The organism is Sphingomonas morindae (assembly GCF_023822065.1).
Lineage (GTDB): Bacteria > Pseudomonadota > Alphaproteobacteria > Sphingomonadales > Sphingomonadaceae > Solisphingomonas > Solisphingomonas morindae.
This window is the reverse complement of sequence record NZ_CP084930.1, coordinates 1,452,328-1,464,628: the sequence shown is the minus strand read 5'-3', so window position 1 is coordinate 1,464,628 and position 12,301 is coordinate 1,452,328. Positions and strand designations below refer to the sequence as shown.

Here is a 12,301-nt window from a genome sequence, read left to right as displayed (position 1 = left end):
GCTCGCTCCGCCCGCCGGATCAGACGCGCATCGGCATCAGCACGTACAAGGCGGCCGCCTTGTCATTCTCGCGGATCAGCGTGGGCGCGGCCGCGTCGGCGAGGTGCACCTCCACCAGATCGCCGTCGATCTGGCCGAGAATGTCCATCAGATAGCGCGCGTTGAAGCCGATATCGAAGCCCAGCGCGGTATAGTCGCCGGGCACTTCCTCGGCGGCGGTGCCGTTTTCGGGGCTGGTGACGGAGAGCACCACCTTGTCGCGGTCCAGCGTCATCTTCACCGCGCGCGTCTTCTCGCTGGCGATCGTGGCCACCCGGTCCACCCCCTGCGCGAAGCTCTTGGGGTCGATCTTGAGCAGCTTGTCGTTGGCGGTGGGGATCACGCGCGAATAATCGGGGAAGGTGCCGTCGATCAGCTTGGAGGTGAGGATGGCGGTGCCCAGCCCGAAGCGGATCTTGGTGGCGGACAGCGAGAGGTCGACGGTGCCGTCCACCTCGTCCAGAAGCTTGCGCAGTTCGGCCACGCACTTGCGCGGCACGATCACGCCGGGCATCGCCTCGGCGCCGGCGGGCGCCGGCACCGTCACGCGCGCCAGGCGATGGCCGTCGGTGGCGGCCGCCTTCAGCACCGGGCCGGACGGGCCTTCCTCGGCGACATGGAGGTAGATGCCGTTGAGATAATAGCGCGTCTCCTCGGTGGAGATGGCGAAGCGCGTCTTGTCGATGATCTGGCGCAGCATCGCCGCGGGCAGCTCGAACTGGGTGGGCAGATCGCCCTCGGCGATCACCGGGAAATCGTCGCGCGGCAGGGTGGCGAGGTTGAAGCGGGCGCGGCCGGCGGCGACCAGCATCTTGCCGTCGGCCGCCGAAAGCTGGACCTGCGCGCCCTCGGGCAGCTTGCGCACGATATCGAACAGCGTGTGGGCGGAGACAGTGGTCGCGCCCGGCTGGTCGACCGCGGCGGCGACGGTCTCGACGATCTGCAGGTCGAGATCGGTGGCCATCAGCTTCAGCCCGCCGCCGGCGGCGGCATCGAGCAGCACGTTGGAGAGGATCGGGATGGTGTTCCTGCGCTCCACCACCGACTGCACATGGCTAAGCCCCTTCAGCAGTGCAGCCCGTTCAATCGTCGCCTTCATCAACCCACCCCAATCATGTCGGACCGTGTTTATAGCGCCTGCCCGCGCCGCCGCCACATCAAACCGCGTGCGATCCGATGGGCGGCGCCGGCACCGCTCGGCGGGCGATCAGAAGCGGAAGCCGAACCCGGCGACCAGCTGGTTGCGGCTGAACCCGCGCTCGTAATTGGAATAGCGATATTCGGCCTTGAGGTAGGAATTGGGGCCGACCGCATATTCCGCGCCCGCGCCGAGCCGCACGCCGTCGAGATCGGTGTGGAACAGCGTCGCCTGGGTATCGCCGTCGTTCAGCGTCTCCTTGACGCGGGCATTGGTGTAGCCGGCCTTGGCATAGATCAGCGCGCGCGGCGTCAGCACCTTGCCGACCCGCGCCCCGATATAGAGATCGCGCGCGGCCTTGGCGCAGACGCGCGGATCCGCGGCGGTGCGGGCGCCGAAGCAGCTCTTGTTGTTGCTGTCGTCGATGCCGCCCTCGATGCCGACCAGCGCCGGGCCCATCTGCACGTCGTAGCCGCCCTGGACGCCATAGACGATATCGTCGCTATGGCCGTTGTTCTGGAGCCGGTCCCAGCCGATCAGCCCTTCCACGCGCGCGCCGGTGAAGGGTGCCTGTTGCGCAAAGGCCGGCGCCGCGCCAAGCGCAAGCGGCAGGGCGAGGATGAAGGTGGACGTGCGCAAACGCATAAGCAACTCCCGTGGACCATGGACAGGCGCCGCGCGCGCAGATCGCGCGGCGGCGCGTCCCCGCCCTGGCAAGCCGTGCCTGAACCTCGCGTAAACCATAAGCGGGCGGCGCTGGCGCTGGTGCTGCTCGTGGCGGCGGCACCGGCGCGCGAGACATTGGGCGTGTTCCACGATTGGGCCGCGTTTCGCGAGCCGGCGTCGGACCGGTGCTTCGCCATGGCCGAGCCGCCGCCCGGCACCAGCGCCTTCGGCCTCGGCGCGGTGGCGAGCGTCGCCGCCTTCCCGGCGCAGCGCATCCGCGCCCAGCTCTCGGTGCGGCTGAGTCGCGGCCATCAGCCCGCCGCGCCGGTGACGCTGAGCATCGGCGATAGCGGCTTCCGGCTGGTGGTGGCGGCCGGACGCGCCTGGGCGGCCGATCGCCGCGCGGATGCGGCGATCGTCGCGGCGATGCGCTCGGGCAGTTCGATGAGCGTTTCGACCGTCGCCGAGGATGGCCGCGCCTATGCCGATGTCTATCGGCTGCGCGGCGCGGCCAGCGCGATCGACGCGGCGATGCTCGCCTGCCCCCCCGGGCGGTGAGCGCCGCCGCGCGCGATCAGATCCGGCCGGCCTGGCGGTAGAGCGACAGGAAGGAGAGCGCGATGACCGAGCCCATGGTCGAAGCGGCGATCTGGAACAGCATAAGGTACCCCACCCGATGATTCACCCGCGTCTTATGCCCAAAGCCTTGCCGAAGCTTCAACATCGACGCGGCGAAAGGAGCGGTTCGACGGAGGGATGACGGCGGCGCGCGACTGGAAAATCGGGCCCGTCTGGCCTATGTGGCCGCGATGCAGACCGTCGAAGCCCTGATGCCGATTCCCGGCCATGTCGATCCCGTGCCGGTGCCGCGCGCCGAATCGCCGCGCGCCGACGGGCGGATCGATCTTGTCGGTCTCTCGCGCGAGGCGATTCGCGAGGCGCTGCTCGCCCGCGGGCTGGAGGCGCGCCAGGCCAAGCTGCGCGCCAAGCAGCTGTGGCACTGGATCTATAATCGCGGCGTCACCGATTTCACGGGCATGACGGATATCGCCAAGGCGCAGCATCCCTGGCTCGCCGAGCATTTCGTCATCACCCGCCCCGAGGTGGTGACCGCGCAGCTTTCCACCGACGGCACGCGCAAATGGCTGTTGCGCAGCCATGACGGCCATGATTTCGAAATGGTCTTCATTCCCGATGCGGATCGCGGCACCCTGTGCGTGTCGAGCCAGGTCGGCTGCACGCTCAACTGCCGCTTCTGCTTCACCGGCACGATGAAGCTGGTCCGCAACCTGACGGCGGGCGAGATCGTCGGCCAGGTGATGCTCGCGCGCGATGCGCTGGGCGAGTGGCCGAGCCAGCCCGAGGGGCGGCTCCTCACCAATATCGTGCTGATGGGCATGGGCGAGCCGCTCTACAATTTCGATGCCGTGCGCGATGCGCTGCGGATCGTGATGGACGGCGACGGGCTCGCTTTGTCCAAGCGGCGAATCACCCTGTCCACCTCGGGCGTGGTGCCGATGATGGCGCGCGCCGGCGAGGAGATCGGCGTCAATCTCGCCGTGTCGCTCCACGCCGTCACCAAGGCGGTGCGCGACGAGATCGTGCCGCTCAACAAGAAATATGGCATCGACGATCTGCTCGCCGCCTGCGCCGCCTATCCGGGCGCCAACAATGCCCGCCGCATCACCTTCGAATATGTGATGCTGAAGGACAAGAATGACAGCGACGCCGACGCGCGCGAGCTGGTGCGCCTGCTGCGCCACTATCGCCTGCCGGCCAAGGTCAACCTCATCCCCTTCAATCCCTGGCCCGGCGCGCCCTACGAAACCTCGACGCCCGAGCGGGTCCGCGCCTTTTCGGAGATCGTCTTCCAGGCCGGCATCTCGGCGCCGGTCCGCACCCCGCGCGGCCGCGACATCATGGCCGCCTGCGGCCAGCTGAAATCGGCCGCCGAGCGCAAGAGCCGCGCCGAGCTGGATCGGATCGCCGCCGAAAAACAGGCCGCGCTCGACTGAGCTTGTCAGCGGCGGCCGCCTGCGCCTACAGACGGCCCCGAAATGTTACTCGACACCTATCTGCGCCGCCTGATCACCACCGGCGAACTGGTGGTGACCGAGGCGAGCGGCACGACGCATCGCTATGGCAGCCCCGATCCGGGGCGCGCGCCCGTCCATATCCGGTTCGCCGACGCGAAAGTCCCCCTGGACATCATGCGGCGGCCGGTGCTCGGCTTTCCGGAAGCCTATATGGATCACCGGATCGAGGTGGAGGGCGACGACATCCTCGCCTTTCTCGATCTCTTCCGCTTCAACATCAGCTGGGAGCGCCATGTCCGCGGCGCGCTGGCGATCGGCGAGTCGCCGCTGCTGATGCGCCTGTTCCGCGCCAATTCGCTGATCCAGGCGAAGCGCAACGTCGCCCATCATTACGATCTCTCGGCCCGTCTCTACGAGCTGTTCCTCGATCGCGACCGGCAATATAGCTGCGCCTATTTCGCCGGCGGCGAGACCGATCTGGATCAGGCGCAGCTCGCCAAGAAGGCGCATATCGCCGCCAAGCTCGATCTCCGACCCGGCCAGCGCGTGCTCGATATCGGCTGCGGCTGGGGCGGCATGGCGCTGTATCTGAACCGCGTCGCCGATGTCGATGTGCTCGGCATCACTTTGTCGGAGGAGCAGCTCAAGATCGCGCGCGAGCGCGCCAGCGCCGCCGGCGTGGCGGATCGCGTCCGCTTCGAGCTGATCGATTACCGCCAGCTCGAGGGCCGGTTCGATCGCATCGTCTCGGTCGGCATGTTCGAGCATGTCGGCGCGCCGCACTTCCGCGCCTATTTCGAGCGCGTCCACGATCTCCTGACCGAGGATGGCGTGGCGCTGGTCCACACCATCGGCCGGCTCGGGCCGCCCAGCTACACCGACAGCTTCACCGCCAAATATATCTTCCCCGGCGGCTATATCCCGGCGCTGTCGGAAACCGTCGCGGCCAGCGAGAAGGCGCATCTCGCGCTCACCGATGTCGAGGTGCTGCGCTTCCATTACGGGCTGACGCTGGCGCACTGGTATGCGCGCACCGGCGCCGCCCGCGCGGAGATCGAGCGCATGTACGATGCGCGCTTCTACCGCATGTGGCGCTTCTATCTCGCCGGCGCCTGCACCGCCTTCCGCCATGCCGACATGGTCAATTTCCAGCTGCAATTCGCGCGCAACCGGCACAGCCTGCCGATCACGCGCGACTATATGGCCGAGCGCGAGCAGGCGCTGCTCGCCCAGGGCTGAGCCGGTCTAGCGCGTCGCGGGCGCGGCGGCGGGCTTGGCCGAGAGAATCGCCTTCTGCTTGATCTTGGCGGCGCGCCGCGCCTCGTCGGGGGTGATGACGCCGTCATGGTTGAGATCGGCGCCGTCGAAATGGGCGAGCGCGGCGGCGATGAAATCGGCGCGCGGAATGCGGCCCTCATGGCGCCGGTCGAGGCTGTCGAACTGCGCCAGCGCCGCGTCCATCCCCTTGCCTTCGCTCGGGATCTTGGGGTCGTAGCGACGCGCCACGGCGAGCACGGCGGCGCGATATTCGGCGCGGCTCAGCCAGCCGTCGCGGTCGGTGTCGGCCTTGCCGAACATGGTGGCGGCGCGCGCGGCGACGGTGGCGCGCGCCACCGGCGGGGGGTCCGCCCAGGCGGCGCCGGCGGCGGCCAGCAGGGCGAGGCCGATGGTCTTCTTCATCATTCGCGCATCCGACGCTTGAACCGAGGCGGTCGCGATGGCACAGGCCCGCGCGTTCCGATACCCCTAGCCGTAAGGATCAGTCCATGACGCAGCCCGTCAATCGCGTCGTGCTCGCCTATTCGGGCGGCCTCGATACCAGCGTCATCCTCAAATGGCTGCGCGAGACCTATCAGTGCGAGGTCGTCACCTTCACGGCCGATCTCGGCCAGGGCGAGGAGCTGGAGCCGGCGCGCGCCAAGGCCGAGCTGATGGGCGTCAAGCCCGAGCATATCTTCATCGACGATCTCCGCGAGGAGTTCGTGCGCGACTATGTCTTTCCGATGATGCGGGCCAACGCCACCTATGAGGGGCTCTATCTGCTCGGCACCTCGATCGCGCGGCCGCTCATCGCCAAGCGCCAGATCGAGATCGCGCGCCAGGTCGGCGCCGATGCGGTCAGCCATGGCGCCACCGGCAAGGGCAATGATCAGGTCCGCTTCGAGCTGGGCTATTATGCGCTCCAGCCCGACATCAAGGTGATCGCGCCCTGGCGCGAATGGGATCTCACCAGCCGCACCCGGCTGATCGAATATGCCGAGGCGCACCAGATTCCGGTGCCCAAGGACAAGCGCGGCGAAAGCCCCTTCTCCACCGACGCGAATCTCCTCCACACCTCGTCCGAGGGCAAGGTGCTCGAGGATCCGTGGCAGGAAGTGCCGGACTATGTCTATTCGCGCACCGTCAATCCCGAGGATGCGCCCGACCGGCCGGACTATATCACGATCGATTTCGAGCGCGGCGACGGCGTCGCGCTGAACGGCGAGGCGCTGTCGCCGGCGGTGCTGCTCGCCCGGCTCAACGATCTCGGCCGCGCCCATGGCATCGGCCGGCTCGATCTGGTCGAGAACCGCTTCGTCGGCATGAAGTCGCGCGGCATGTACGAAACGCCGGGCGGCACCATCTACCATGCCGCGCATCGCGGAATCGAGCAGATCACGCTCGATCGCGGCGCCGCCCATCTCAAGGACGAGCTGGCGGTGCGCTATGCCGAGCTGGTCTATAACGGCTTCTGGTTCTCGCCCGAGCGCGAGATGCTCCAGGCCGCGATCGATCACAGCCAGGCGCGCGTCAACGGCACGGTGCGGCTCAAGCTCTACAAGGGGCTCGCCTCGGTCGTCGGCCGCAAGTCGCCCGATACGCTCTATTCCGAGAAGGTCGTCACCTTCGAGGACGATGCCGGCGCCTATGATCAGCGCGACGCGGCCGGCTTCATCAAGCTCAACGCGCTGCGTCTGCGGCTGCTGGGGCGTCGCGACGGGCGCTGAGCCCGTCCCCGGCGCGGCGCAGACCGATCAGGTCGATCGCGCCGCGCCGGAAATGGCCCACCACGCGCCGGTCCGCCGCCAGCGCGCGGACCAGCCGGTCGCCGGGATCATATTTCCACGGCCCCAGCCGCAGCACCCAGATGGTGGGTGGCGTGCGCGCCGCCGGGCTCGCCATCAGCCGGGCGATCTGGTCCGGGTAGAGCGACACCACGCCGCGGCTGCCGGTCGGGAAATAGCCGCCCATGCCAAAGGCCGGCACCGGCGCCGGAATGGCGCGGATCGGCAGGGTCCGCCGCTCGTCGCGCAGCGCGTAGGAGAGCGGCAGCGCTCCCTCATTGGGATAGGCCCATAGGGTGTCGCCCGGGGCCATGCGCGGCCGCAGCCAGGCGATGGCGCCATACCAGTCCTGCATCGGGCCGGCGCGCAGCATCAGGCGCGTCACCGCCGCCTCGCCCGTCAGCAGCAGCGCCGCCAGCGGCAGCGTCGCCAGCGCCAGCCGCCCGGTCTGCGCCGCGCCGGCGGCGATCAGCAGCAGCCCCGGCACCGTCACCGGGCTCAGCGTGCGGGTGAGGAAGACGGGCGCCACCGTCAGCGACAGCAGGATCGCCGCCGCCACCGGCAGGATGGCGAGGATCGCCAGCGCCGCCGCGACGCGGCCGCCCCAATGGCGGCGCCCCAGGCTCGCCGCGCCCGCCAGCGCGAGGAGCAGCGCGATCAGGCTCACCCAGCGGTTCCAGCTGGCGTAGATCAGCCCCAGCTGCGCGATCAGCGTGGCCGGGCGGAACACCAGCCAGGTCGATTGGATCCAGGTCGGCGCCTGGCCGAGCATGATCGCGAAGGCGGGCAGGTAGAGCAGGCCCGCCAGCGCCTGGCTGGCGAGCAGCGCCACCGCGTCGCGCCGCGCCAGGCCGGGGCGCACCGTCACCAGCAGCAGCGCCAGCCCCAGCGCCGCGCCGAACAGCGGGCCGAGCGAATGGAGCCACAGCATCGCCGCCTCGGCGAGCGCGAAGCCCGCCAGCGCGCCGGTGGGCAGCGGCCGGCCGGCGCGCGCGGCGGCGGCGAGGCGGAACAGCGGCAGCAGCGCCAGCGCATAGACCAAAGTCATCACCGGATAGGGCCGCACCTGCCGGCTCATCTGCAGCATCAGCGGATGGCAGGCGGCGAACAGCCCCACCAGCAGGGCCAGCAGCGCGGCGCGGCGCGGCGCGAGCCCGATCAGCGCCGCCAGCCGGCGCGCCGCCAGCATCGCCACCGGCACCGCCGCGATCCCCGCGATCAGCCCCAGCGAGCGGCGCGCCGCCAGCGTCTCGCCAAAGGCGAGGCTCCACAGCCGCACCAGCGAGTAATAGAAGGGCGGATGCGTCTCGTAGCGCGGCACCACGTGCCACAGAAAGGCGAAGCCGTGATCGGCGGCATAGGCGCTATAGGCCTCGTCCAGCCAGAAGGGGTGGGCGAAGCCGTGCCACAGCCGCAGCCCGGCGGCGAGCAGCGTCACGGCCAGCAGCAGCAGCGCGGCGCGCGCGCGTCGTTCGGTCAGCGATGATGGCGGCACCGGCGTCCTTCGATCCACGAGGATCCGCTCTGCCCGAGCCGGGCCGTGTAGGGAAGCGCCTTGGCCGCTTCCACCGCGACAGACGCTTCCACCGCGACCGATCAGGCTCTAAGGCTCTTCCGGTCCGATGAACGCCTCCCCGAAACACGCCTGGTGGGAAACGCGCTGGTTCGCCATCGCCATGATCGCGCTGGCGGCGATACCCTTGCTGCTGCCGCCGATCCCGCCGCTCACCGATCTCATGGGCCATATGGGCCGCTATCGCGTGCAGCTGGATATCGGCAGCTCGCCCTGGCTCGGCCGCTATTACCGCTTCGACTGGGGGCTGATCGGCAATCTCGGCTGCGATCTGCTGGTCGAGCTGCTCGGCCCGCTGCTCGGGCTCGAGCTGGCGGTCAAGCTGATCGTGCTCGCCATCCCGCCGCTCACCGTGGCCGGGCTGCTGCTGCTCGCGCGCGAGATCCACGGCCGCGTGCCGCCGACCGCGCTGTTCGCGCTGCCGCTCGCCTATGGCTATCCCTTCCAGTTCGGCTTCCTCAATTTCGCGCTGGCGATGGCGCTGATGCTGATCGCCTTCGCCTGGTGGCTGCGGCTGGCGCGCACCGGCCGGCTGGCGGCGCGGCCCTGGATCTTCCTGGTCGTCGCCTTCCTCATCTGGGTGGCGCACAGTTTCGCCTGGGGCACGCTGGGGCTGCTCTGCTTCATCGCCGAGGCGGTTCGCGGCCGCCGCGCCGGCATGGCCTGGCTCCCGGCGCTGTGGAAGGCGGGGCTGGCGGTGCTGCCGCTGGCGCCGCCGGCGCTGCTGCTGCTGCCGTGGCGCGGTGGCGCCGCCCCGCGCGGCACCTTCGATTGGTTCAACTGGAACTTCAAATGGCGCTGGCTCTATTCGGTGCTGCGCGAGCGGGTCGAGCTGTGGGATCGCGCCGGCGCGGCGCTGCTCTACGCCGTCGCCCTGTCGGGGCTGGTGGCGCCGCGCCGCCGCTACGATGCCGTGCTCGGCCTGGCGGCGCTGCTGCTGGCGATCGTGTTCGTCTGCCTGCCGCGCGTCCTGCTCAGCTCGGCCTATGCCGATATGCGGCTGGTCCCCTATATGCTGGCGCTCGCCATCCTCGCGCTGCGGCCGATCGCGCGCCCGCGCGTGGCGCTGGCGGTGGCGCTGGTGGCGACGGGCTTCTTCGCCGCGCGCATCGCCGTCTCGACCGCCGCCTTCCTCCGCTATGAGCGCAATTACCAGGCGCAGCTCAAGGCGCTCGATCATGTGCCGATGGGCGCGCGGGTGATGGTGCTGGCCACGGTGCCGTGCCGCAATGTCTGGTACACCACGCGCATGGAGCATCTGAGCTCGATGGCGACGGTGCGGCGCCATTCCTTCGTCAACGATCAGTGGGTGGCGCCCGGCGCGCAGCTGCTCAGGATCCGCTACCGCGCCGCCGGCCGCTATTTCAGCCACGATCCCTCGCAGCTGCTGCGCCGGCCGGATTGCCGCGCCCGCAACGAGCCCGTGCTCGAGCTGGCGCTCGCCAAATTCCCGCGCGCCGCGTTCGATTATCTGTGGATGATCGACATGCCGCGCGATCGCTGGCCGCGCGATCCCGGCCTCGTCCCGGTGTGGACGGGGCGGCGCTTCGGCATTCTCTACCGGATCACCGCCAATCAGGACGGCTCGGCGATCGCCAGCAGCGAGACACCGAAGGGCAGCGCGCGCCGCGTCACCCAATAACGCTCGGCCGCAAAGATGCGCGCGAGCATCCGGTTCGTGGTCGCGCCCGGCAGCGCGTCGTCGCCGCCCTCGCGGCCGGTCAGCCGGTGCAGCAGCCGCACCCCGGCGATCAGCGGGAAGAGCAGCGTGTTGAAGTGGCTGAGATGCCGCACCCGGAAGCCGCCGTCGCGCATCACCGCGGCGAAGCTGCGCGCGGTGTAGCGGCGGTGGTGATGATGCGCGACATCGTGCGCGCTCCACATCCAGGGCGCGGCGGGCACCGTCATCAGCAGCGTTCCGCCCGGCGCCAGCTTGGCGCGCAGCACCGTCAGCGCGCCGCGATCGTCGGGAATATGCTCCAGCACGTCGAGCAGCACGATCAGGTCGTAGCCGCCATCGGGCAGCGCCACCGCGTGCGGCAGCAGCCCGCCCTTCACCGCGATGCCGCTGCGCCGGCTGGCGAGCGCGCGCGCCGCCTCGTCGGGCTCGACCGCGTCGACCGTGCCGAACGCCGCCAGCATCGGCAGGTTGGCGCCGGTGCCCGCGCCGATCTCCAGGATGCGCGGCGCCGGCGGCAGCGTCACCCGGTCGCGGATCGCCTGCGCCACGATCTGCCGCCGCGCGGTGAACCACCAATGTTCGCCATCGATTTCGGCCATGCGCTCATAGATGGCGCGCTCCATCAGCACGCCACCGGCTGAAGCTCGGCACCGATCCGCTCGCGCACCACGTAGATCGGGCGATGCTTGGTCTCCACCAGGATGCGCCCGACATATTCGCCCAGCACGCCGAGCGAGATGAGCTGCACCCCGCCGAAGAAGAGCGTCGCCACCATCAGCGAGGGATAGCCCGGCACATCGACCCCGAAGACGAGCGTGCGCACGCCGATGAACACGGCGTAGAACAGCGCCACCACCGCCACCATCGCGCCCAGATAGCTCCAGATCCGCAGCGGCAGGGTGGAGCCGGAGGTGATGCCGTCGAGCGCGAGCGTCCAGAGCTTCCAATAGTTGAACTTGGTGGTGCCGACATCGCGCGAGACGCGATCATATTCCACCGCCGCCTGGCGGAAGCCCGCCCAGGCGAACAGCCCCTTCATGAAGCGGTTGCGCTCGGGCATGCGGCGGATCACGTCCACCACCTTGCGGTCGAGCAGCCGGAAATCGCCGGCATGCTCGGGGATCTTGTCCGCCGAGAGCCAATTGTGCGCGCGATAATAGAGATCGGCGGTCAGCCGCTTGGGCAGCGTGTCGGCCTCGCGGTTGCGGCGCACGCCATAGACCACGTCATTGCCCTCGCGCCAGCTCGCCAACATGGTGCCGATCACCTCGGGCGGATCCTGCAGATCGACGTCGAGCGGAATCACCACCTGGCCGGCGGCATGATCGAGCCCGGCCGAAAGCGCCGCTTCCTTGCCGAAATTGCGCGAGAGCGAGAGGCAGCGGATGCGCGGATCGGCGGCGTGCGCGGCGAGGATGGCGGCGAGCGTGGCGTCGCGGCTGCCATCGTCGATGAACAGGATCTCCCAGCCGGCGGGCTCGTCGAGCGCGTCGAGCACCGTGGCGACGCGGCGGACAAAGGGGCCGATCGCGGCCTCCTCATCCTTGACCGGGGCGAGGATGGTGATCAGCGGGCGCGCCGCCGCCCCCGCGCTGAAGCCGGGATCGATCATCCGAACACCCAGCGGCGGTTGAGCCAGAACAGCGCGAAGGGGGTGACGAAGAACATCGGCAGCGATGGCGCCCAGTGCGGCAGGTGCAGCAGCCCGGTCAGCGACCAGACCCAGAAGCTGTTGATCGCGAAACCGATCAGCGAGGCGATGACGAAGCGGCCGGCGGAGCGGGCGACATTGTCGCGGCGGCCATGGCCCTGAAAGCTGAAGCGGCTGTGGATGGTATAGCCCAGCAGCATCGCCGCCACGAAGGCGAAGCTGTTGGCGATCAGCGGCGCATAGCCGTGCGGCCCCGCCAGCGCGTTGTACACCGCGATCTGGAACAGGGTGACGCCCACGCCCGCGAATCCGTAGCGCGCGAGCTGCGCCACCATCACGCGGTGATCGTCCTCCAAAATGTGCCAGAGCCTGGCTATGCCCGATCGCACCCGTTCCCGTCCTTGCCTGCAGCCCTTGCCCCCGTCGACAACCCGACTAGAGCGGCTCCCTTGGAATCTCAATCCTGAGGGGCG

Annotated in this window: 12 protein-coding genes; 5 read left to right on the top strand and 7 right to left on the bottom strand. The window is 69.4% G+C overall.

The window, feature by feature from the left end:
- Positions 1-19 precede the first annotated feature (19 nt).
- Positions 20-1,138 (bottom strand): DNA polymerase III subunit beta, encoded by a 1,119-nt coding sequence (gene dnaN, locus LHA26_RS07110; RefSeq protein ID WP_252168019.1) that lies wholly within the window; start codon positions 1,136-1,138, stop codon positions 20-22.
- 108 nt (positions 1,139-1,246) lie between these two features.
- A complete protein-coding gene (locus tag LHA26_RS07105) occupies positions 1,247-1,822 on the bottom strand; it encodes an outer membrane protein (protein WP_252168018.1) in 576 nt (191 codons plus the stop codon).
- A 75-nt stretch (positions 1,823-1,897) separates the two neighbouring features.
- Here LHA26_RS07105 and LHA26_RS07100 point away from each other — a divergent pair, with 75 nt between their 5' ends.
- From LHA26_RS07100 to LHA26_RS07090, 3 genes are all read left to right on the top strand, one after another.
- Positions 1,898-2,401 carry an invasion associated locus B family protein gene (locus LHA26_RS07100; RefSeq protein ID WP_252168017.1) on the top strand — a complete coding sequence of 168 codons (504 nt, stop codon included), beginning with the start codon at positions 1,898-1,900 and terminating at the stop codon, positions 2,399-2,401.
- 251 nt (positions 2,402-2,652) lie between these two features.
- Positions 2,653-3,858 carry a dual-specificity RNA methyltransferase RlmN gene (gene rlmN, locus LHA26_RS07095; protein ID WP_252168016.1) on the top strand — a complete coding sequence of 402 codons (1,206 nt, stop codon included), beginning with the start codon at positions 2,653-2,655 and terminating at the stop codon, positions 3,856-3,858.
- Positions 3,859-3,900: 42 nt separating this feature from the next.
- Positions 3,901-5,118 (top strand): SAM-dependent methyltransferase, encoded by a 1,218-nt coding sequence (locus LHA26_RS07090; RefSeq protein WP_252168015.1) that lies wholly within the window; start codon positions 3,901-3,903, stop codon positions 5,116-5,118.
- A gap of 6 nt (positions 5,119-5,124) precedes the next feature.
- Here LHA26_RS07090 and LHA26_RS07085 read toward each other — a convergent pair whose 3' ends face one another.
- Positions 5,125-5,562, bottom strand: coding sequence for an EF-hand domain-containing protein (locus LHA26_RS07085; protein ID WP_252168014.1), 438 nt, complete (start codon positions 5,560-5,562; stop codon positions 5,125-5,127).
- Positions 5,563-5,645: 83 nt separating this feature from the next.
- Between LHA26_RS07085 and LHA26_RS07080 the strand changes: the two genes are divergently transcribed.
- Complete coding sequence (locus tag LHA26_RS07080) at positions 5,646-6,866, top strand: argininosuccinate synthase (protein ID WP_252168013.1); 1,221 nt, start codon at positions 5,646-5,648, stop codon at positions 6,864-6,866.
- On the opposite strand, the gene LHA26_RS07075 is transcribed toward LHA26_RS07080, so the two are convergent.
- On the bottom strand, positions 6,820-8,436 hold the full coding sequence (locus LHA26_RS07075) for a hypothetical protein (protein WP_252168012.1): 1,617 nt from the start codon (positions 8,434-8,436) through the stop codon (positions 6,820-6,822). The genes LHA26_RS07080 and LHA26_RS07075 overlap by 47 nt on opposite strands.
- A gap of 109 nt (positions 8,437-8,545) precedes the next feature.
- On the opposite strand from LHA26_RS07075, the gene LHA26_RS07070 reads away from it, so the two are divergent.
- Positions 8,546-10,138 carry a hypothetical protein gene (locus LHA26_RS07070; protein ID WP_252168011.1) on the top strand — a complete coding sequence of 531 codons (1,593 nt, stop codon included), beginning with the start codon at positions 8,546-8,548 and terminating at the stop codon, positions 10,136-10,138.
- Here the strand turns inward: LHA26_RS07070 and LHA26_RS07065 are convergent.
- The 3 genes from LHA26_RS07065 to LHA26_RS07055 are packed head-to-tail and all read right to left on the bottom strand — an operon-like array spanning position 10,072 to position 12,217.
- Positions 10,072-10,800, bottom strand: a complete 729-nt coding sequence (locus tag LHA26_RS07065) for a class I SAM-dependent methyltransferase (RefSeq protein ID WP_252168010.1) — start codon at positions 10,798-10,800, stop codon at positions 10,072-10,074. The genes LHA26_RS07070 and LHA26_RS07065 overlap by 67 nt on opposite strands.
- Positions 10,800-11,789, bottom strand: coding sequence for a glycosyltransferase family 2 protein (locus tag LHA26_RS07060; protein WP_252168009.1), 990 nt, complete (start codon positions 11,787-11,789; stop codon positions 10,800-10,802). Before LHA26_RS07060 ends, LHA26_RS07065 begins: the two co-directional genes overlap by 1 nt.
- Entirely contained in the window at positions 11,786-12,217 is a 432-nt protein-coding gene (locus LHA26_RS07055) for a GtrA family protein (RefSeq protein WP_252168008.1), read from the bottom strand. The genes LHA26_RS07060 and LHA26_RS07055 overlap by 4 nt, the downstream gene beginning before the upstream one ends.
- Positions 12,218-12,301: the final 84 nt, after the last annotated feature.